Source organism: Flavobacterium artemisiae (assembly GCF_042678225.1).
In the GTDB taxonomy this organism is placed as follows: domain Bacteria; phylum Bacteroidota; class Bacteroidia; order Flavobacteriales; family Flavobacteriaceae; genus Flavobacterium; species Flavobacterium artemisiae.
The window spans coordinates 1-21,812 of the sequence record NZ_JBHUDZ010000006.1; the positions used below are offsets into that span (position 1 = coordinate 1).

Below are 21,812 nucleotides of genomic sequence, written 5' to 3' on the forward strand. Positions count from 1 at the left end.
GTATTGAAAGTTCTGTATTGAAAGTTCTGTATTGAAAGTTCTGTATTGAAAGTTCTGTATTGAAAGTTCTGTATTGAAAGTTCTGTATTGAAAGTTCTGTATTGAAAGTTCTGTATTGAAAGTTCTCTTTTGAAAGTTCTGCTTTGAAAGTTCTGCTTTGAAAGTTCTGCTTTGAAAGTTCTGCTTTGAAAGTGTGAATTGAAAAAGAAGAATGTTTCACGTGGAACGTACTCTATTAAAAATTTGATTTTGAAATAAAAGATGTTTCACGTGGAACGTCTAAAATGATAAATTAAATTTTGAAGGTTTAGTAATAAAAAATTTCAAAATTTAACCTGAAACAAAAAAGGAAAAACGTTCCACGTGGAACGAAAAATATATAAATGTAATTCTAGAAACCGCGTTAGCGGTTTTTAGAGAATAATAAAACAAAATGTTTTTAGAAGAATACGATGTTATTGTGGTCGGTGCTGGCCATGCAGGTTCTGAAGCTGCAGCTGCGGCTGCAAATTTGGGATCTAAAACTTTATTGGTTACAATGAGTTTGCAAAACATAGCACAGATGTCCTGCAATCCTGCGATGGGTGGAATTGCAAAAGGACAGATTGTTCGTGAAATTGATGCACTAGGTGGATACTCTGGAATTGTTTCCGATCGTACGGCAATTCAATTTAAGATGTTGAATAAATCCAAAGGTCCTGCAATGTGGTCTCCAAGAGTTCAAAGTGACAGAATGCGTTTTGCTGAAGAATGGAGAATGATGTTGGAGAAAACTCCAAATCTTGATTTTTATCAAGAAATGGTTAAAGGATTAATTATTGAAAACGGAAAAATAAAAGGAATTAGAACTTCGCTTGGTGTAGAAATCAAAGCGAAGTCTGTTGTTTTAACGAATGGTACTTTTTTGAATGGTTTGATCCATATCGGAGAAAAACAATTCGGAGGGGGAAGAGCAGGAGAAAGTGCTGCTACCGGAATTACCGAAGATTTGATTAAAGCAGGTTTTGAAGCTGGAAGAATGAAAACAGGAACGCCACCAAGAGTTGATGGACGTTCTTTGGATTATTCTAAAATGAACGAAGAAAAAGGAGATGCAAAACCAGATAAGTTTTCATATTCAGATTTGACAACTTCGTTAACGCATCAGCGTTCTTGTTACATGACATATACTTCGTTGGATGTTCATGATATTTTGAGAGAAGGTTTTGATCGCTCTCCAATGTTTAACGGAAGAATCAAAAGTTTAGGTCCGAGATATTGTCCATCGATTGAAGATAAAATAAATCGTTTTGCAGATAAAGAACGTCACCAATTATTTGTTGAGCCGGAGGGGTGGAATACTTGTGAAGTTTATGTAAACGGATTTTCAACTTCACTTCCAGAAGATATTCAATTTAAAGCTTTGAGTTCTGTTGCTGGTTTTGAGAAAGTGAAATTCTTCCGCCCAGGTTATGCAATCGAATATGATTTCTTTCCGCCGACACAATTAAAACATACTTTGGAAACAAAGTTAGTTGAAGGTTTGTATTTTGCCGGACAAATTAACGGAACAACAGGTTATGAAGAAGCAGCTTCTCAAGGTTTAATGGCTGGAATTAATGCACATTTAAAAGTGCATGAAAAAGACCCATTGATTTTAAAACGTGATGAAGCGTACATCGGAGTTTTAATTGATGACTTGATTACGAAAGGAACAGAAGAACCATATCGTATGTTTACATCTAGAGCAGAATACAGAACTTTGTTGCGTCAAGATAATGCCGATTTCAGATTGACTCCAATGTCATACGAAATTGGTTTAGCTTCTGAAGATCGTTTACGAAGAATGGAACGAAAACTAAACGAATCTGAAAAGATGGTTTCGTTCTTTAAAGAAACAAGTGTAAGCGTAGCAGAAACAAATCCGATTTTAGAAGCAAAAGAATCTGCGCCGATTTCGCAAGGAGATAAGATGTTTAAGATTTTTTCTCGTCCACAAATTGAATTAGAAGATATGTTGAAATTTGAAAAAGTTGAAAAATATATCGAAGAAAACGAATTGGATGAAGAAATTGTAGAACAAGCCGTAATTCAAGTTAAGTATTCTGGTTATATCGAAAAAGAAAGAAATAACGCGGATAAATTAAATCGTTTGGAAGAAGTGAAAATTCCAGAAAATTTCGATTACGAAAAGATTAAATCAATGTCAATTGAGGCGAAACAAAAATTAAGCAAGATTCGTCCTGTAACCATTTCTCAAGCTTCAAGAATCAGCGGAGTATCGCCAAGCGATATTTCCGTGCTTTTGATTTATATGGGAAGGTAATTAATTTAGATTTTAGATTGTTGATTTCAGATTTTCGAATCTAAAATCTTAGATCTGAAATCTAAAATCTAAAATTATAATTGTTCCACGTGAAACGTTTTTTTAAAAAGGAACATCAATTGAAAATAAAATCATATATAAAAACAAAATAAAACCTAAAAACGATTGATTTCCGTTTTTAGGTTTTGCTATAAATTAAACCAAATATCTAGATTATTAAAATGGACGTTTTAAACAAAAAACATTTTCTAACTGTAAAAGACCATTCTGTATCAAAAGAAATTTTTGAATTGTATCATGATGAAGAATTAGATATGCTGATTACTTCTCCGCAGCCAGAACTTCATAATCTGGGAAAATATTACGAAAGCGAAGATTATATTTCGCATACAGATAACAAACGTTCATTATTTGAAAAAGCGTATCATTTTGTAAAAAACATAGCGCTTCAAAATAAACTGAATTTAATAAACAGCCAACAGCCTCAAAAAGGAAAAATTTTAGATATTGGTGCTGGAACGGGAGATTTCCTTTTAACAGCAAAAAATAATGGCTGGGAAACAGTTGGAGCTGAACCAAGCGAAAAAGCAAAAAACATAGCGAAGCAAAAAGGAATTTCTTTTACAGAAGATATTGCTAGTTTAGAAAGTCATTCTTTTGACGTAATTACGATGTGGCACGTTTTAGAGCACGTTCCAAATTTAGATGATCAAATAAAAGAATTGAAGCGTTTATTAAAACCAACTGGAACTTTAATTGTTGCGGTTCCAAATTTTAAATCATTCGACGCGCAGCATTATAAAACTTTTTGGGCTGCGTATGATGTGCCGATTCACTTTTGGCATTTTTCAAAAAAAGCGATTCAATTACTTTTTGAAAGAGTAGATATGAAATTAGAAAAAGTACTTCCCATGAAATTCGATTCTTTTTACGTAAGTCTGTTATCCGAAAAATACAAGACTGGAAAAATGAATTATATCAAAGCGGTCATCATTGGTTTAAAATCAAATTTGAAAGCAAGCAGTACAAAAGAATATTCTTCGCATATTTATGTTTTGAAAAATAAATAACAACAATACTTCATTCTTAAAAAAGCTATTTTACATTTTGGTGTGAAATAGCTTTTTTTACTTCTAAAAGGGAAAATTCTACAGTATTTTATCACGATAAAGACGGTTTATGATAATATTTTTTATCATAAATAAAAACAATATCATAAAATTTCAGCATTTTTTAAACTTTATGTTGATACTATCGATTTTTTTATATTTTTGTCTTCAATACTTAAAAAAAATAGAATTATAAAAAATGAAAAAAGCATTAGTTATTATCGCACTTTCAGTTTTCGCAGTTTCTTGTAACAAAACAGCAGAGGTAAAGGAAGTAAAAACAGCTTACGTGGATACTTCGGTTTTGATGAAAGAGTACACTGAAGCAAAAGATCTAGAAGCAAAATACAAAGCTCAAGCGGAAGAAAAAGGAAGACAATTACAAGCTGAAATTTCACGTTTTAAACAAGACGCTGCTAATTTTCAAAGCCAGGCGCAAGCAAACGGTCAGGCATGGGCGCAGCAAAGAGGAGCTGAATTACAAAAAAGAGAGCAGCAGTTAGGATATGCTCAACAAGCATTAGCACAACAATTGCAACAAGAAAGCGGAGTAGAAATGGATTCTCTTGTTAGTGGAGTTAAAAAATTCATCAAAGAATACGGAAAGAAAAACGGTTACTCTTACATCTACGGAACTGGAGATGCAGCGACAGTACTGTATGCTGAAGATAAATATGATATTACAAAAACTATCATTAAAGAATTAAACGATAAGTATAAAGCAGCGCCAAAAACAGATGCTAAACCAGCAGCTAAAGAAGGCGAAGAAGCAAAGAAATAAACTACCCAAACTAACTAAATTACTGAAAACCTAAATCCACAAAGATTTAGGTTTTTTCTTTTTATAAAATGCGGTAATTTTATTTTCTAATACAAGCCCAATGCAAAACGTTTCAGAAGCGGCAGCTTACACACTTCAATTCATAAATCAGACTCAGAAATCTATTTTCCTTACTGGAAAAGCAGGTACAGGAAAAACTACACTTTTACGCGAAATTATCGCGACAACGCACAAAAATACTGTTGTGGTTGCACCAACGGGAATTGCAGCTTTGAATGCCGGTGGGGTAACAATCCATTCGATGTTTCAACTTCCGTTTTCAGCATTTATTCCTTCGTACGATGCAAATGCCCAATTTACAGAAACCGTAAAGTTTGAAAACAAAGAAACGCTTCGTCGCCATTTCAAAATGAACAACGTAAAGCGAAACGTAATCAAGAATATGGAATTGCTGGTAATTGATGAAGTCAGTATGCTTCGTGCCGATTTGCTCGATGCTGTAGATTTTATGATGCAGTCGGTTCGCAGAAACACAGAGCCGTTTGGAGGAGTTCAAGTTTTGTTTATTGGAGATTTACTGCAATTGCCGCCAGTGATTCGTGATGAAGAATGGCGAACGCTAAAAAACTACTATCGCGGAAAATTCTTTTTTCATTCACATGTATTACAGAAATACCCGCCGCTTTATATCGAATTGTCGAAAATTTACCGCCAGACAGATGATGCTTTCATTTCGGTTTTAAACAATTTGCGAAATAATCAGATTAGTCCGCAGGACGTAGAGTTTCTAAATCAATATGTTAAGCCTGATTTTGACTTCAAAGAAAACAAAGGCTACATCACTTTGACGACTCATAATGCCAAAGCAGATTCTATTAACTCTCAGTCAATCAGTGATTTAAATGGTAAAGAATATATTTATACGCCATTTGTTGTTGGAGATTTCCCAGAAAAGATCTTTCCGGTTGAAGAAGAATTGAAATTGAAAGTCGGAGCACAGATCATGTTTGTTAAAAATGATCTGTCTTTTGAGAAAAGATATTTCAACGGAAAAATGGGTGTAATCAAATCTTTGGCAGAAGAGGAAATCTTTGTGCACTTCCCAGAAGAGAACATGACGCTGGAAGTCGAGAAATACGAATGGAAAAATATCCGATACAAAGTCAACGAACAGACAAAAGAGATCGAAGAAGAAGTTTTAGGAACTTTTGCGCATTATCCGATCAAGCTGGCTTGGGCAATTACAGTGCACAAAAGCCAAGGTTTAACTTTTGACAAAGCTGCGCTCGATGTATCGCAAGTTTTTCTGCCTGGACAGGCTTACGTCGCACTTTCGCGTTTGCGTTCCTTAGACGGGCTTATTTTGCTTTCTCCGATGCGAATGAATGGTATTTCGAACGATCAAGATGTGATGGATTATGCTTTGAACAAAGCAAGCGTGGAGACGTTGAAAAATTCGCTTCATTTCGAAACTAAAAATTTTATTCATAACTATTTGATAAACAGTTTTAATTGGGGTGAGCTGGCACAAGAATGGCGCAATCATCGTTTTAGTTACAACGAAAATGCTCCCGGATCAGAAAAATCGAAACATTCGGTTTGGGCGCATAAGCGAATGGAAACGATCGAACAGCTTTTAGATCCGTCGCAGAAATTCATGACCCAGCTCAATAAAATTTTCATCAAAGAAACTGTCGATTTGCTTTTTGTGAAAGAAAGGGTAGAAGCAGCCTACGATTATTTCTTCAAACCGATGGATAAGTTAGTCGATGATTTGATTTATAAAATGGCTGAAATTCAGAAATTTAAAAAAGTAAAAGAGTTTTACGATGAACTTACATTTTTGGAAGATCTGCAGACGAAAGCAGTTTTGAGATTGATGAAAGCCAAATTATTGATGGAAGTTGTAGTTTCTGGTGAAGCAATTTCTAAAGAAAGACTTTCGTCGCCAATTATCAAAAATTACAAAAGCAACAAAGCAGAAAAGATCCGCGACGAGCTTAAAACAACAAATACAGACATTTTTAGAGAAGATATACCTGTTGTTCGATACAAATCAACTAAAACAGAAAAAAGTGAGCTTAAAACGGCTAAAAAAACCACAATTGAAGAAACACATGATTTGTGGCTCGATAAAAATTCTGTCGAAGATATTGCAAGAATGCGTAAATTAACGGTACAAACCGTCGAGATGCATTTGATCAAACTGATTCAAGCCAAAAAAGTAGATATAAACGACGTTTTATCGTATGATAAAATTTTGGCGCTTCGTGAAGCATTTCAGTTTCATCAGGAAGAATCTTTGAGTGGTTTGAAAGAAAAACACGGCGACGAATTTACCTGGGACGAATTAAAAATGTTCAAAGCAAGTATTAATTAATTCTGAGTGACGTCCCACGTGAAACATTATCTTTTGTTTTTCAAAAATCTAATTTATAACGCATTAAATCAATTTTGATATGAAATTATTTCAATCATTTTTAATTATTTTATTGTGCTTTTCGCCATTTGCAAAAGCGCAGGATCTTAAGCCAGAATATCAAAAATTCATTTCCAAATTTATTCAGGAAGTAAAAAGCGGTGATAAAGAAGCGATTTCTCAACACGTTCGATATCCATTACAACGCAATTATCCTATTCCAGCGATAAAAAATAAGGCAGAATTTGTAAAAAGATATAACGAAATCTTTGATAAAGTTTTGATTGAAAAAATAACCAAATCGAATCCCGCAAAAGATTGGGATGAAGTTGGCTGGCGTGGCATAATGCTCAATCAAGGTGATTTGTGGATGGATATTGACGGAAAAATTATCGCAATCAATTACCATTCTGAAGTAGAGATAAACAGAAAAGCTTCGTTGATTACAGCACAGAAAAAATCGGTAAATACTTCCATTTCAAAATTTAAAGAACCAGTTGCAATTCTAGAAACGTCTAAATTTCGAATCCGAATTGATGACTTAGGAAATGACAATTATCGTTATGCCTCGTGGGGAATAAAAAAGAAAATGACTGATACTCCAGATTTAATAATCGATAAAGGTGTTTTCTTCGCGGACGGAACTGGCGGCAATCATCATTACGAATTTAAAAAAGGAAATTTTAGATACGAATGTCATTTTATTGTTATGGGCGAAAAAGGAGCACCGCCGGCAATGTTGTTGATTTATCAGTCAGAGAAAGAAATACTATCGCAAAATGCCAAGATAGTTTCACCATAAAAAAAAGCCTAATTCTTTATGAATTAGGCTTTTTGCTTACATAGCTGATAATGCTTTTTCGAGTTCTTTTTCCTGAGTAATTTGTATTAATTTCAGTTTCTGAATTGCTATCTCATTTTCTTTGGTTTTGATTTTCTGTTTTTGAATTTCTTCATCAGAAACAGATGTGGTGGTTATCTTATTTTCAATTTTTTGATTGGCCAATTCCAGTTTACTGATTTTTTCTTTAGTTGATTTTAAATTGCTTTCAGATTTGTCAAGGTCTTTCTTTTTGGACTCCAGATCTTTCTGTTCTTTTTTTAGTTTTTGAATTTTATCATCTAATTTTTTATGATTTTCTTTTATCAATTTTTGAGTCTCTACATCCGATTTTTTAAATGTAATTTCTTGTTCTGAAGTAGTTTGAGCTTCTTGCGCAAAGAAAGATTGAGAATTGAATAATAAAGCTAATACAGCTATTTTGAAAATTTTGTTCATAGTAAATATTTTTAGGAACGAATTTATACTATGAAGTATTTAGAGAATGCCAGAGAAAATTTTTAAAATGATAAAATAAGACCAAAAATGTATTTGCTAAAATTGTAGTTTGAAATAAAATAGTTTTACGTGGAACATTTTCATTTACAAATTCTTAACCTTTAAAACTGATATTTTTCCAAGTAGAGATCGCCCATTCAAAATCACTTTTCTCATCAAAATAAAATGCCGTTTGCATTATTTCTTGGTCTACCATAGAAAATCCAATAATCAAATTATAAGTTTTATCACCATCTGTTTCTTCGATTAGATATCCAATTCTAGAGACTTGCGAATCAGAATAATCGAATTGTTGTAAGGTTTTAGATGCTGTCTGATCTCGATTTTCAACTTCGTTTTTATATTCTTCATAGAGCGCTTTTTTGCTTAAGTCAGAATTCCAGATGATAATTCTAATTGATTTATCACCAGTCGTGTAGTATAAAGTTTCGTCTTCTTCAATCGATCTTTCAAAGAGATTATTAATTTCAATCGACCATTCTTCTGTCAAACGGTGCGTTGTCATAAAATCATCTTCCAAATCATAATCAGTAACTTTATACCAATCTGTGTTATCCTCAGATCTTTCGTAAACAGAACCAATTCCCTTCATTAAAATTTTTTCGAGAGAAGGATCAATTCTCAATATCGTGGACGGATGATATATTCCAATATTATCGGAGTCATCCGTATATTCTTCAGACTCAAAACCAGTAAAAATTCTCCAGCCGCTGTCTTCTGGACGAGTTCTTTTTTCGCGATACATAAAACGCGGTTTGATGTTTTGGTCAATAACCATTTTGGAAACCATAAGACCGCCAATTGCAGGAAAGTCGTCAAAATTATTTTCTTGAGATTTTTGTTTCTTTTTGAAAAATTTCATGTGAATGGTTTTTATTTATATCGAAAGATAAGCGATATTTTGATAAGAATGTTTCGCGTGGAACTTATAATTGCAGGAAAGAAATTTGATGCTTGGTCTAATTGGAACCATCAGTAAAAAGCAAAAAAAATCCTGTTCGCGAAGAACAGGATTTAATGATATTTAAAGATTTTCTACGAGAATCCAGGCGTCTGGATTTTCGCCTTTTTGTATTTCTTTTTGAGCTTCTTCAGCTTCTTTCATTGTTGCATAACTGCCATATAAAACCGGAAAAAGACCGTGTTTGTTTTCACCAAGCATTCTGGCTTTGAAACCATCTTTAACTAATTGGTTATAAGCTTTTCTGGCATTGGCTTCACTTCTAAAAGCACCCGCCATAATGTGATAAGGCATAGTGGCTTCTACAGTTTCAACCTTTGCCGAATCTACAGAAAGGGTTACTGCTGGAAGAGGACTTTTGATAAAAAAAGTGGCTTCTTGAATTTTATTCTGTACTTTTTTCTGAACTGCTTGTTCTACCACAAGAGTTTGATTGTCAATTTGATTTTGGTATAAAGGATATCCAATACTGCCTGTAATTCCTAAACCTAAAACAAAAATTGCCGCATATCTCAAAAACGGATTAGAAGTTTTAGTTTCTTCATCATCAGAATCTAAGGCAATTACCTCTTTTTCTTTTGAATTTAATTTCTCTACTTTTTTCTCGAAAATTTCTTTTTTCACCATCGGAGAAACAAACGGACTTAAACCAAAAGAGGCAGCAAGAAAGTTGGTTTGATCGTTTGGCGTAAAAATGATATTTCGTTCTGAGTTTAAACGAATCTCTCCAATATTTTTCAAAAGAATAACTCCATTTTCTTCCAATGTTTTCTGCCAGCTCAAAACCTCAAATGCAATGGCACTAACAGCAAAACCGTAAGAAGTTTTTTCTGCATGCGCAATATGATTAGCCAAAAGACCGTCGTTGTTTTTGATACGGCTATTGAACGAAACTGTTTTTTTTGGAGGAAAAAACGAATTTGTGCTTTCATTAAGCTGTGCCGAGTGACTTTCGGTTAAAAAAGCACCAAATCCAGGGATCGTTACGCACTGGTAACGGTACAATAACTGAGAAATATATAGTTCGATTTTCATAGTAGCAAAGTTATGCATCCCTTATAGTTATCAAAATTTTATTCACAATTTTTATTAACAATTGGAATAATTTTATAGATAGTTAATTAACAATGTATTATATATGGAGTTATTAGTTATTAATAGAAATAAATGATTTTTATGTTAAAATTTATTAAGAAATTACTTTGTTTATTGCATATTTGCTCGCCGAAAGGACGCTTTTAAAAATTCTATTTTACATAATGTTTTCTATAAATGAACGATCAAGAATTATTTTATCTATTAGCCTTATTAAAAATTGATGGAGTCGGAGATATTATGGCTAAAAAACTGCTTAATTCCTGTGGCGATGCAGCATCCGTTTTTAAAGCAAAAAATACACAGCTCGCTGGTATTGATGGAGTTGGAACAAAGCTGTTGAAAAACTTGAAAGATAAATTGGTTTTTGAAAAAGCAGAATCAGAAATCAATTTTATAAAATCGAATAAAATAAATACTTCTTTTTATTTGAACGAAAATTATCCAGAAAGGTTAAAACACTGTTTTGATGCCCCTGTTTTAATTTTTACTGCAGGCAATATTGATTTTAACAATAAGAAAATAATCAGCATTGTTGGAACGCGTCAAATTACCAGTTACGGTACAGAGTTTTGCAAGAAACTTATCGAAGATCTCGCCCCGTTAAATCCGATAATTGTCAGCGGTTTTGCCTATGGTGTAGATATCGTAGCGCATCAAGCAGCAATGGATTTTGGTTTACAAACTATTGGAGTCTTGGCACATGGACTTAATCAAATTTACCCGCGAACCCATAAAAAGTACATGGCTAAAATGGAAGAAAACGGCGGTTTTATAACGGAGTTTTGGAGCAACTCAACTCCAGACAAAGAAAAGTTTGTACGACGAAACCGAATTGTAGCGGGTATGACAGAAGCTACAATTGTAATCGAATCTGCTGATAAAGGAGGTTCGCTTATTACAGCAAACATGGCCAACGAATACAATCGTGACGTTTTTGCAGTACCTGGAAGAGTGACAGACAAATACAGTCAAGGTTGTAATAATTTAATTAAAACTCAGAAAGCGAATGTTTTAACGAATGCCGCTGATTTAATTTATATGCTGAATTGGGATATCGAAAGCAAGTCACCTGGAATTCAAAAACAGCTATTTATTGATCTTGATCCTGATGAGCAAATTATATATGATTTCCTTTTAAAAAACGGAAAGGAACTTCTTGATATTATTGCACTTAAATGTGATTTTCCAATATTTAAAATGTCTGGAATTTTATTAAACATGGAATTGAAAGGAATAATTAGGCCACTTCCCGGAAAACTTTTTGAAGCAATTTAACGCAGAAAATCCTATTTATTCTTTAAATGCTTGTAAACTTTGTATAGAATATAGAGAAATATTATTCCAAAAAGAATATTTAAAAGCTGGAATAAATAAGGCGGAACATCGTAATCTTCGGTATATTTATTCATTTTATTTTTTGTTTAAAATGTTATAAAACATGAAGTTACTAAAAATATAGGATACTGGCATAATAAAAAACGTTGACTACTTTAGAGTAATCAACGTTATTTTTATGTAAAATATTGTAAAAGCTTATTTCTCAAAACCAAGAACTTCTCGAACTTTCGCCAATACACCATCAGCGATAACAGAAGCTTTTGCTGCACCTTTTTTCAATAAAGCATCTACTTCTTCAAGATTGTTCATGTAGTAATTGTACTTTTCTCTTTCAGTTTTAAATTTCTCTGTAATCAATTCAAATAATGCCTGTTTTGCATGACCATAACCATAATTTCCGCCCAAATAATTGGCTCTCATTTCGGTAGTTTGTTCTTCATTTGCTAACAAAGAATATATGGCAAATGCGTTACAAGTATCTGGATTTTTAGGATCTTCAAGTGGTGTACTATCAGTTTCAATACTCATTACTTGTTTACGTAAAGTCTTATCATCCAAGAAAATATTGATAATATTATTGGCAGACTTACTCATTTTTCCACCATTGGTTCCTGGTATCAACATGATGTTTTCCTCAATTTTTGCTTCAGGCAAAACAAAAGTTTCTCCCATTTGATGATTAAAACGAGCAGCCACATCGCGAGTAATTTCTAAATGCTGTAATTGATCTTTTCCAACAGGAACAAATTCAGCATCATACAATAAAATATCTGCAGCCATTAACATCGGATAGGTAAATAGTCCTGCATTCACATCATCCAAACGATCTGATTTATCTTTGAAAGAATGCGCCAATGTTAAACGCTGATATGGAAAAAAGCAGCTTAAATACCAAGTCAATTCAGTAGTTTGAGTTACATCAGATTGTCTGTAGAAAGTAACTTTTTCAGGATTTAATCCGCAGGCAAGCCAAGCCGATGCCGTGCTGTATGTATTTTCTCTTAATGTTTTTCCGTCTTTGATCTGGGTGATCGAGTGTAAATCAGCGATGAACAAAAAAGATTCGTTCGCTGGATTATTCGATAATTCGATTGCCGGAATAATTGCTCCTAATAAATTTCCTAAATGAGGCGTTCCTGTACTTTGAACACCTGTAAGTATTTTTGCCATTCTCGATTATTTCTGAATTGCAAATGTCGTGATGTTTTTTTTAACCGCAAAGCACGCAAAGATTTTACCGCAAAGGACACAAAGATTTTTGTTTAATAATTTTAAAGTGGTTTAAAAGTAATAGCCACAGGTTAAAATGATTTTCACAGATTTTAAAAATCAATGTAATCATTTTAATCTGTGGCTATAAACTTTGCGTTCTTTGCGAAAATCCTTTGCGTTCTTTGCGTTAAATAATACACCAGTCAAATTCTTGTTTAAAATTCATTTCCGTTTTATTACATTTGAAGCTATGAAAATATTTAAAATTGCTTTTTGGATTCTTTGGCGCATATGGTTTTACGTTTTAATGGCGGTTCCAATCATAATCATGCTTCCGCTTTTGATAATTTCTATTCTTTCAGAAAAAGGTTATCCGTATTTTTTTAAAATGGCTCGTCTTTGGGCCAGAATTATCCTTTACGGAATGGGATTTTACTACACCGTAAAGCGTGAACAGAAACTCGTAAAGAACAAAAGTTACATGATTGTTGCCAACCACACTTCGATGACAGATATTATGCTGACGCTTGTATTGGTTAAAAATCCATTTGTGTTTGTCGGGAAAAAAGAATTAGTGAAGATTCCGCTATTTGGCTTCTTTTATAAGCGCACTTGCATACTGGTTGACCGTAACTCATCAAAAAGTAAAAATGAAGTCTTTAAAAGGGCTCAAAATCGCTTGAATCAAGGTTTAAGTATTTGTATTTTTCCAGAGGGAGGAGTTCCAGACGATGAAAGTATTTTGCTTGATGAATTTAAAGACGGTGCTTTTAGATTGGCAATTGATCACCAAATTCCGATTGTTCCGATTGTTTTTCCAGATAATAAAAAACGATTTTCGTATACTTTCTTAAGCGGGAGTCCAGGAAAAATGCGTATTCGAATTCTGCCTTTTGTAGAAACTGCTGGTTTAACGAGTGATAATCGTAAAGAATTAAAAGATAAAGTTCGATCGATGATTTACGACGGATTGGTCAAATTTCAAAAATAACCTTTACCGAATTTAATAGTAAAAGCCTTAAGATGTTTTAATCTTAAGGCTTTTTCTTTGAACAAAAACCCCCATTCTTATTCAAATAATTATCTATGAATGATCTTTTCCGAGATGAAACGTAAAACTTTTTTAATCTTTACTTTTGTTTTTCTTCGGTTTTTACTGTACAACAATTCTATTTTTTCTTTCATGGTTTAAAAATATTAATGGTTGATAATAAAGAGTTTAAATTAAAACTCAAGTTAATGTCACATTATTATAGATGAAGGAAAATTAAAAAGGTTGCTTGTGGATGGTAAAAATTTTTTACAAACTGAAAATTGAAAAATCCGCTAATTAAAAACTAACGGATTCTAAATCAACTAAACAACCAAATTTAATTCTAAAAAAGCGTAAAAAAGTATTATGGGATACGATTTTTGTAACATGCCTTTTTATCTAGATGATCAAGATCTAAAAAGGTTGCGTGTATTTTTTAATTTTTTTTGAAAATAAAAAAAACCGATAGATTTTTGATCTATCGGTTTTGAAATTTTTTTCTGAAAACAGAAAATATTGTATTAAGCGTTTGCTAGCTCTTTGATATGTTCTTTAATTTTAACTTCCAATTCATCAGCTAGTTCTGGATTATCTTTGATTAAAGTTTTAACAGCATCACGTCCTTGTCCTAGCTTTGTATCGCCGTAGCTAAACCAAGATCCAGCTTTTTTAACGATATCAAATTCTACTGCAAGATCTAGAATTTCACCAGTTTTAGAAACACCTTCTCCGTACATAATGTCAAATTCGGCAGTTTTAAATGGTGGTGCAACTTTGTTTTTAACAATTTTAACTTTAGTTCTATTTCCGATTACGTTTTCACCATCTTTAATTTGAGCAGAACGACGAATATCTAGACGTACAGAAGCGTAAAATTTAAGTGCGTTACCCCCAGTTGTAGTTTCTGGATTTCCGAACATTACACCAATTTTTTCACGAAGCTGGTTGATAAAGAAAACCGTACAATTTGTTTTGCTGATAGTTCCAGTAAGTTTTCTCAATGCTTGAGACATCAAACGAGCGTGAAGACCCATTTTAGAATCTCCCATTTCTCCTTCAATTTCACTTTTAGGAGTCAAGGCTGCAACGGAGTCAATAACAACAATGTCTATAGCTCCAGAACGAATTAAGTTTTCGGCAATTTCTAAAGCCTGTTCTCCATTGTCTGGCTGCGAGATAATTAAGTTTTCGATATCAACATTTAATTTCTCAGCATAATTTCTATCAAATGCGTGCTCCGCATCAATAAAAGCAGCAATTCCGCCCGCTTTTTGAGCTTCGGCAATTGCGTGTAAAGTTAATGTGGTTTTACCAGAAGATTCTGGACCATATATTTCAATAATTCTTCCTTTTGGATATCCATTTACTCCAAGAGCTAAATCAACTCCAAGTGAGCCAGAAGAAATCGTTTCTACCTCCACAATGGCTCTGTCGCCCATTTTCATTACGGTTCCTTTTCCGTAGGTTTTGTCAAGTTTATCAAGCGTTAATTGCAGCGCTTTTAATTTGGCTTCTTTGTCTGAACTCATCTTTTATATTAATTATCTTAATTGTTATTTTTTTCTTTACGGCTAAATTATTTAAAGAAATTGCTTCCTAAAATTTGGCTCGGTAAGAATTGTAAAAGTACTTCTTTTTTTGAAGTTTGATTGTTCCAAATTGTCACAATTTTTACTATAAAAACAAAGCCTTTAATTCTGAAGCATCAGAAGGTTTTATTTTTCCGGCAAGCAGTAAACTCAATTGTTTACGACGCAAAGCAGCATCAAAACGCTGAATTTCAAGTTCAGTTTCTGGTACAATCGGCGGTACTTCAACAGGGCGTCCAGTATCGTCAACGGCAACAAAAGTATAGATTGCTTCGTTGGCTTTTGTTCGGTTTCCAGACTCGCGGTCTTCTACCCAAACGTCTATAAAAACTTCCATCGAACTTTTGAACGATCTTGAAACTTTTGCTTCGACAGTAACAACACTTCCCAGCGAAATTGCTCTGTTAAAAGCTACGTGATTTACAGAAGCCGTTACTACAATTCGGCGTGAATGTCTGCGCGCGGCAATACTTGCGGCACGATCCATTCTGGCTAATAATTCGCCGCCAAATAGATTGTTTAAAGGATTCGTTTCGCTCGGTAAAACTAAATCGGTTAATACTGTTAAGGATTCTGAGGGATGTTTTGGATTCATTTTTTTGAATAATAAATTTGTTTTTGATATCCAGATAATTGGATTTTTTTGCCATTTCCGAAAGTTATCGGGATTCACAAATTAAAAGGATTATAAAAGCTGTTTTAATTTGTAAAATCAATGGCGAAATTTTAAAAAATTCTGGCTGATTAATTCAACCAATAAACAGCCATAACAGCTGGTATAAAATAAATTACAATAGTTCTCGCACCATCGTAATCTTTTGCAAGTCTTTGTCCGAAGAGCATCATTAATAAACAGATACAAGAAAAAATGGCTCCGTAAAAACCAAATTCGCGTCCATTATTTGTTAGTAATTGAATACCGCCGACTACGCATAAAATTCCAGAAATCAATTCTAAAATTAATAAATGCAAAAGTGCAAGCGGCACTTGATTTTTTAATGGTGTTTTAGCAAAATGCTCTTTAAGCCAAGTCACATTATCCTTCCAATAAAAAATTTTCTCGTAACCTGATTGTAAAAATGTTAAAGCTAAAAAAGCTAAAAGTAAAATTGAGGCAACATTGTTCATTTGAAATCTATTTTTTATGAATTAAACGAGTCAGCTTGATAGATAAATCGGTTAGGATAATTTTTGCATTGCCGTTTCTTTCAATGTGATACAAAGCGTCGGAAAGTTCTTTGAAAATTTCGTGAATATTATTTCCATTTACAAAAGGCGCAAAATTTTCCAATTTAAACTTGTCCACTTTTGGTTCGATATAAACTAAACTTGGCGCTTGATAATTTAACATTAGCGCTTGTCGGAACATTTCGATGCAAAACTGAATAAATTTTTTCTGGCTTTCGCGTCCAAGCGATGCGATTTCTTCGCTCCAGGAAATAAGATCCTGAATTGCCGCTGCATTTCCTTTTGCCCTAAAAGCGGCACGAACCCAATTGACGAACCATTGCTCAAAAGGAAATTCTGAATCATCTTCTTTTAACAAATGAAGCGCTTTGCTAAAATTTCCTTGTGCTTGATGCGCAATTTTTTTAGCAAAATTAGGATCTATATTTTCTTGTTTGACCAACGCCTCAGCAATCACTTTTTCCGGAAGTCCATTAAAGTGAATAACTTGGCAGCGTGAACGAATGGTTTGAATGATATCTTCTTCGTTTTCTGAAATCAGAATGAACATTGTTTTGTCTGAAGGCTCTTCTAAAAGTTTCAGCAATTTGTTCGAAGCGGCGATGTTCATTTTATCGGCCATCCAAATGATCATGATTTTGTAACCGCCCTCGTAAGATTTTAACGAAAGTGATTTTAAAACTTCCTGAGCATCTTCTACACGAATTTCGCCTTGTTTGTTTTGTACGCCCAATATTTTATACCAATCGAATAAACCTCCATAAGGCATTTCCTGAATAAAGGCGCGCCAGTCCTGAATAAAATCGAGACTTTTGGGTTTGGTTTTTACATCTTCGGTCGTAACGGTTGGGTATATAAAATGCAGGTCGGGATGCGAAATATTATCAAACTTTAAATTGCAAGAATCGTTTCCGTTTGAGTTTTCGTCGCCGGTATTACTGCATAGAATATATTGTGCATAAGCAATGGCTGTTATCAAAGTACCGCTGCCTTCTGGACCGACAAATAATTGTGCATGCGGAATTCTGCCAGAAGCAGCACTTTTTATCAAGTGGCTTTTGATATAATCTTGACCTAAAATTTGAGAAAATTGCATGAAGCAAAGATAGAAGAAAATGGTGGAGTCAAAAATATTCCTAACAAAGTTTCTTAGTCTATTACTGATTCAAAAGTTAAATTGATTTTGGTCTTTTTTTGCTCGAGTTGAAGTGTTTTTTGTTAATAAATGACTCAATGCGAGCAGATATCAAGACTTTTTTGTTGATATTTTTTTTCGAAAAACGATAAACGTAAGTTTTTTTTGGTTATAAATTAATAGAAATTTTCAAAAAACATAGCGAATATCCTACGGTTTTTCTTTTAACATTTTTAACAAAAAGCCCGTTAAAACGCACATTTTCTCGACATAAGACTGGGTTTTAAGGTTTTTTTAAGATTTTTTTTTGAAAAAAAAATTCATTCGAGTTGTAAATTAAGTTAATTTATATATTTTTGTTTTTATCAACAACCAATTATAAATTCAGAATCTATGAAAGGGAAAATTATTTTATTTAGTGCATTTTTTATCCTAACTACAGCTGCAGTTTCTGCTCAAGCTAAAAACGCACCAAGAAGTATTATTAGTACAACAGCTCTTATTCGTAAGTACCATGATCAAAAAGAATTGAGTGGTATGCAAAAAGGAGAACTTTTGGAATTGTACATTGAGCGTATTAAAGTTTTAGTAAAAACGCTCCCTTACATTGCGTTGGTTACAAAACCTGGAGTTACAATGGCAGACTTAGGTATTCCGGACGATAGTGAGCACAAAAAAGTTTTAGACTTACAGGCTACAGGAACTTCAACATTTTTGGATACTACAGTAGAGTTCCAAAGAAAGATGATGCCTTACTCTGATAAAGGAAACTTAATCGCAGCTATCTTATTTTACGAAAGTACATTGAAATCTTTACACGAGTTCAACGAGTTGAACGAAATGTAATAAAAGATATATTTTAAAAAAACTTTTTTAAATCTGTTTGCAAAGAGAGATAAGATCTTTGTACCCAAATTTTAAAAAATGAAAAAACAACTCGCTCTCGATGTGTCTGAATTTTTTCAGATAACTCGAGAGGAGTTTTTACATTTGCGCATACCCAAATTTATTATTAACCCTAATACCCCCTTATCATGAAAAAAATTACTCAATTGATCTGCGTTCTTTTGACAGTTACGAGTATGAGTGCTCAACAAGAGAAAGGAATTATGGGCTACAACAATTGGTTAAACAATTGGACGGAATTTAAGCCTAACAAAGTAGAGTATGGAGAAGCAAACCAAATTTTAGCAGGAAACATTTCTGTTAATACTAAATTGCTTAAAAAGAATATCTACGTTTTGCAAGGAAACGTATATGTTACAAACAATGCTGTTTTAACAATTGAACCAGGAACTTTAATTATTGGTGATTTTGAAACTAAAGGAACATTGGTAGTTACAAAAGGTGCACAAATTGTTGCAGATGGTTTAGAAACAGATCCAATCGTATTTACTTCTAACCGCAGCCAGAAAAAAGCTGGAGACTGGGGTGGATTAGTAATTCTTGGTGATGCTCCAATCAATAAATTTGGTAACGTAGGTTCTTATAACTTAGACTTAGATCCAACACTTACTACTTACGGAGGTGATAATGTTGCGGGAAATTCTGGAATTTTACGTTTCGTTAGAATTGAGTTCGCTGGTAAAAAAGTTAAAGGGATTGATACTTTCAACGGTTTAACTGTTGCTGGTGCAGGTAACAAAACAATTTTTGATAATGTAATGGTAAGCTACTCTGGTGGTGATTCATTCGCTTTCTTCGGAGGTGATATCAATGCTTCTAAATTAGTTTCTTATAAATCAATCAACGACGACTTTAAATTTACTCAAGGTGTTCAATGTCGTTTATTTAACTCTTTAGCAATTAGATCTTCTTACTTATCTAGTAACAAAGACGGATCTCGTTGTATGGAGGTTAGATCGTATGAGAAAAAGAACGAAACTGATTTTACCAAAAAAACAACACTTGTAGCTGCTACAAATATCACAATGCTTAACGACAGTGAAAATATTAAAGCTGATATCCAAGCAGGTTTAGTAAAAGAAGCTGTATATGTTGCAGAAACTGCTTCGCTTGAAATGAAACGTAGTGTAATCTCTGGATTCAATCCTGCTGTTTTATTAGACAGTAAAATTGAAATCAATGATGCCAACCTTAAAAAAATCAAATTTGAGGAAATGTACTTTAACCTATGTAACGGTAACATCTTTACAGAGTACAATTCTAACAACGAAGATTTAGAGAGCTGGTATGGAAACAGTGTTTTCTTTAATGTTTACTCTCAAAGTAGTAACAAAGAAACATTTATTGATATCGCAAATCCTAAAAGACCAGATTATAGATTACAATTAGGAAAAATCACGGCTTCAAGCGGCAATAGATAAATAGATTTCGATTTTTATTTCCACGGCGTAAATTTTATTAATAAAGTCCCCAGACACAATTTATGTATCGTCTCCAGGACCCAAATAAAGATCAAAACATAATGGCTCTATCAAAAAAGTATTTTATATATATAATATTTTTGGTTTCACCTATTTCGTTAAGTCTGTGTGCACAAACTACAGCCGAAAAACCGACAGAGAATAAGACTGACTGTTATACAGCAGCAGTTTCTGTAGACCAAAAAGAAAAAACAGCTGATTGTTCAATCAGCGGCTTAGATAATTCTAATCAGTTTATGGCAGGGCTGTCCATCCCCAAGGACAGCCTTTCTATGGCAACTGAATCAAATGCAGTATCTGCAGATTGTCAGGAAAATTCAAATTTAGCATCAACCTCAATTCTTGCAAAAGATATTATTGAGAACTATAAATATGATTTTTCTGAAACATTTATAGATATTTTGTTTTTTGAGCGTATAGATTTAGCAAGAACACGCACTATATGATTCGAAAAATTACTTTATCTTTTTCTTATTTACTATTCTTATTCGGCATTTTTCTATTTGCTGGATCAAAAGTATATGGCCAGACCGCAACATTAGTCGCGCAACAACTTCCTTTTGACAGGATTTGTGCGGGACTAATTGTTAATGGTCAGCCATTTAATGAATATAATGCTTCTTTTAGTTATTTAAACTTTCCTGCAGGAACTACCTTTGAAATTGAACTTTCAGATGAAACAGGAAGTTTTACAAATCCAACAGCTACAACAAAGATTTCTTTTACAGATGATGCTGTAACAAAACAGCAGACCATCAAATTTGCGGTGCCAACCAATTTAAAGGGATCCAATACTTATAGTATTCGAGTTAAAAGTAATACTGCTGTACCTGTATACAGTCAAAGATTTAGAAATTTCGAAAACCAAACATCTTTTCCAGCTTTTTACAGAACATTTACTAATACTTTTTTTATTAATAATAGAGAAGGTACAGCTGCATTTTGTTCGGGTGGAAGTGTTAATCTCTCGATTTACAATCCTACTCCTTCCGATATTCCATCTTCTCCCGCTAATTATTCAAACATACTATATAAATGGTTTAAAGATGATGTATTAATTACAGGACAAAATGGTACATCTTTATCAGTTAATGCACCTGGAGTTTACTATGCTCAGATAGATTACGGAGGTTGCGATGATGATAATTTTAGTTCCAATCGTGTAACTGTTGCTTCTTCAAATGGCGGATCATCTGTAACAATAAGTTCGAGTCTTGGTAATCCTTTTTGCGCAAGCGGAACAGGTACTGTATTAACAGCTACTTCTGGAAACAGTTACAAATGGTATAAAAACGGAAGCATAATTACTAGTGCCACTAGCAGGACTTATTCTACAAACGAATCAGGAGTTTATTCTGTAGATGTTGATTTTGGAGGATGTAGTGCTACTGGAAGTATTAATTTAAGCAGTAACGGATTTGAGGCAAGTATTGATGTTGCAGATACTGTAACTATTGAAGAGGGGGAAGTAATAAACGTGTCAGTAACAACAGACGCAACAAGCCCTACTTTCGAATGGTTTTTAAATGGTAGCGTAATTGCAGGCGCAACTACAAGTAGTTTTGATGTTAAAGTAAGAGGTAGTTATAAAGTAAAAATTTCTCAAGCATCTGGATGTGTTGCTACAAAAGAATTTTCGTTTAGAGTTAACGGACAATCTGGACCAGCGACTGTTATTCCAAACATTATTAAATTAAGCGGATTGAATCCGTATTGGAATATTCCTGATGAATATAAAAACGATTCGACAAAAGTTATTATAATTAGTTCGAACGGAGATAAGGTACTAGATGTAGTAAATTATCAAGGCGACTGGCCTCAAAACAGTGTAGATTTTAAAAATGTCAATCCAGTTTATTACTATGTTATTCAAGGCGATGCAGGTGAAAAAAAAGGATCAATAACCGTGATAAAATAA

General features: G+C 33.4%; 20 protein-coding genes. 11 read left to right on the top strand and 9 right to left on the bottom strand.

Annotation, left to right across the window (positions count from 1 at the left end; genetic code table 11):
• A partial coding sequence (locus ACFSC2_RS05230; protein ID WP_379818578.1) for a hypothetical protein occupies nucleotides 1–220 on the bottom strand: 220 nt, incomplete at its 3' end.
• Between the two features lie 213 nt (nucleotides 221–433).
• Between ACFSC2_RS05230 and mnmG the strand changes: the two genes are divergently transcribed.
• The 5 genes from mnmG to ACFSC2_RS05255 all read left to right on the top strand — a co-directional run bounded on the left by mnmG (nucleotide 434) and on the right by ACFSC2_RS05255 (nucleotide 7,416).
• Nucleotides 434–2,305 carry a tRNA uridine-5-carboxymethylaminomethyl(34) synthesis enzyme MnmG gene (mnmG, locus tag ACFSC2_RS05235; protein ID WP_379816582.1) on the top strand — a complete coding sequence of 624 codons (1,872 nt, stop codon included), beginning with the start codon at nucleotides 434–436 and terminating at the stop codon, nucleotides 2,303–2,305.
• 221 nt (nucleotides 2,306–2,526) lie between these two features.
• Nucleotides 2,527–3,375, top strand: a complete 849-nt coding sequence (locus ACFSC2_RS05240) for a class I SAM-dependent methyltransferase (protein ID WP_379816581.1) — start codon at nucleotides 2,527–2,529, stop codon at nucleotides 3,373–3,375.
• 238 nt (nucleotides 3,376–3,613) lie between these two features.
• Complete coding sequence (locus ACFSC2_RS05245; protein WP_379816580.1) at nucleotides 3,614–4,195, top strand: OmpH/Skp family outer membrane protein; 582 nt, start codon at nucleotides 3,614–3,616, stop codon at nucleotides 4,193–4,195.
• A gap of 100 nt (nucleotides 4,196–4,295) precedes the next feature.
• On the top strand, nucleotides 4,296–6,575 hold the full coding sequence (locus ACFSC2_RS05250) for a helix-turn-helix domain-containing protein (protein ID WP_379816579.1): 2,280 nt from the start codon (nucleotides 4,296–4,298) through the stop codon (nucleotides 6,573–6,575).
• Between the two features lie 79 nt (nucleotides 6,576–6,654).
• Nucleotides 6,655–7,416, top strand: coding sequence for a hypothetical protein (locus ACFSC2_RS05255; protein ID WP_379816578.1), 762 nt, complete (start codon nucleotides 6,655–6,657; stop codon nucleotides 7,414–7,416).
• A 36-nt stretch (nucleotides 7,417–7,452) separates the two neighbouring features.
• On the opposite strand, the gene ACFSC2_RS05260 is transcribed toward ACFSC2_RS05255, so the two are convergent.
• The 3 genes from ACFSC2_RS05260 to ACFSC2_RS05270 form a co-directional block, all read right to left on the bottom strand.
• Nucleotides 7,453–7,893 (bottom strand): hypothetical protein, encoded by a 441-nt coding sequence (locus ACFSC2_RS05260; protein ID WP_379816577.1) that lies wholly within the window; start codon nucleotides 7,891–7,893, stop codon nucleotides 7,453–7,455.
• A 154-nt stretch (nucleotides 7,894–8,047) separates the two neighbouring features.
• Nucleotides 8,048–8,815, bottom strand: a complete 768-nt coding sequence (locus tag ACFSC2_RS05265) for a DUF2185 domain-containing protein (protein WP_379816576.1) — start codon at nucleotides 8,813–8,815, stop codon at nucleotides 8,048–8,050.
• A 162-nt stretch (nucleotides 8,816–8,977) separates the two neighbouring features.
• Nucleotides 8,978–9,949, bottom strand: a complete 972-nt coding sequence (locus ACFSC2_RS05270) for an HU domain-containing protein (RefSeq protein WP_379816575.1) — start codon at nucleotides 9,947–9,949, stop codon at nucleotides 8,978–8,980.
• A 237-nt stretch (nucleotides 9,950–10,186) separates the two neighbouring features.
• On the opposite strand from ACFSC2_RS05270, the gene dprA reads away from it, so the two are divergent.
• The gene (gene dprA, locus ACFSC2_RS05275; RefSeq protein ID WP_379816573.1) at nucleotides 10,187–11,287 is read left to right on the top strand and encodes a DNA-processing protein DprA; all 1,101 of its coding nucleotides are present in this window, start codon (nucleotides 10,187–10,189) and stop codon (nucleotides 11,285–11,287) included.
• A 258-nt stretch (nucleotides 11,288–11,545) separates the two neighbouring features.
• On the opposite strand, the gene trpS is transcribed toward dprA, so the two are convergent.
• Complete coding sequence (gene trpS / locus ACFSC2_RS05280) at nucleotides 11,546–12,520, bottom strand: tryptophan--tRNA ligase (RefSeq protein ID WP_379816571.1); 975 nt, start codon at nucleotides 12,518–12,520, stop codon at nucleotides 11,546–11,548.
• Between the two features lie 292 nt (nucleotides 12,521–12,812).
• Here trpS and ACFSC2_RS05285 point away from each other — a divergent pair, with 292 nt between their 5' ends.
• Nucleotides 12,813–13,553 carry a lysophospholipid acyltransferase family protein gene (locus tag ACFSC2_RS05285; RefSeq protein WP_379816570.1) on the top strand — a complete coding sequence of 247 codons (741 nt, stop codon included), beginning with the start codon at nucleotides 12,813–12,815 and terminating at the stop codon, nucleotides 13,551–13,553.
• Between the two features lie 563 nt (nucleotides 13,554–14,116).
• Here ACFSC2_RS05285 and recA read toward each other — a convergent pair.
• The 4 genes from recA to ACFSC2_RS05305 all read right to left on the bottom strand — a co-directional run bounded on the left by recA (nucleotide 14,117) and on the right by ACFSC2_RS05305 (nucleotide 17,468).
• The gene (gene recA / locus ACFSC2_RS05290) at nucleotides 14,117–15,124 is read right to left on the bottom strand and encodes a recombinase RecA (protein ID WP_057115437.1); all 1,008 of its coding nucleotides are present in this window, start codon (nucleotides 15,122–15,124) and stop codon (nucleotides 14,117–14,119) included.
• A 145-nt stretch (nucleotides 15,125–15,269) separates the two neighbouring features.
• Nucleotides 15,270–15,779, bottom strand: a complete 510-nt coding sequence (locus tag ACFSC2_RS05295) for an acyl-CoA thioesterase (RefSeq protein WP_379816569.1) — start codon at nucleotides 15,777–15,779, stop codon at nucleotides 15,270–15,272.
• Between the two features lie 149 nt (nucleotides 15,780–15,928).
• Nucleotides 15,929–16,312, bottom strand: coding sequence for a DoxX family protein (locus ACFSC2_RS05300; protein WP_379816568.1), 384 nt, complete (start codon nucleotides 16,310–16,312; stop codon nucleotides 15,929–15,931).
• Between the two features lie 7 nt (nucleotides 16,313–16,319).
• Nucleotides 16,320–17,468 carry a DNA polymerase III subunit gene (locus tag ACFSC2_RS05305; RefSeq protein ID WP_379816567.1) on the bottom strand — a complete coding sequence of 383 codons (1,149 nt, stop codon included), beginning with the start codon at nucleotides 17,466–17,468 and terminating at the stop codon, nucleotides 16,320–16,322.
• Nucleotides 17,469–17,900: 432 nt separating this feature from the next.
• On the opposite strand from ACFSC2_RS05305, the gene ACFSC2_RS05310 reads away from it, so the two are divergent.
• From ACFSC2_RS05310 to sprC, 4 genes are all read left to right on the top strand, one after another.
• A complete protein-coding gene (locus ACFSC2_RS05310) occupies nucleotides 17,901–18,353 on the top strand; it encodes a hypothetical protein (protein ID WP_379816566.1) in 453 nt (150 codons plus the stop codon).
• A gap of 188 nt (nucleotides 18,354–18,541) precedes the next feature.
• Nucleotides 18,542–19,834, top strand: a complete 1,293-nt coding sequence (locus ACFSC2_RS05315; protein ID WP_379816565.1) for a hypothetical protein — start codon at nucleotides 18,542–18,544, stop codon at nucleotides 19,832–19,834.
• A 101-nt stretch (nucleotides 19,835–19,935) separates the two neighbouring features.
• The gene (locus tag ACFSC2_RS05320; protein ID WP_379816564.1) at nucleotides 19,936–20,340 is read left to right on the top strand and encodes a hypothetical protein; all 405 of its coding nucleotides are present in this window, start codon (nucleotides 19,936–19,938) and stop codon (nucleotides 20,338–20,340) included.
• Nucleotides 20,337–21,812, top strand: coding sequence for a gliding motility protein SprC (gene sprC, locus ACFSC2_RS05325; RefSeq protein WP_379816563.1), 1,476 nt, complete (start codon nucleotides 20,337–20,339; stop codon nucleotides 21,810–21,812). The genes ACFSC2_RS05320 and sprC overlap by 4 nt, the downstream gene beginning before the upstream one ends.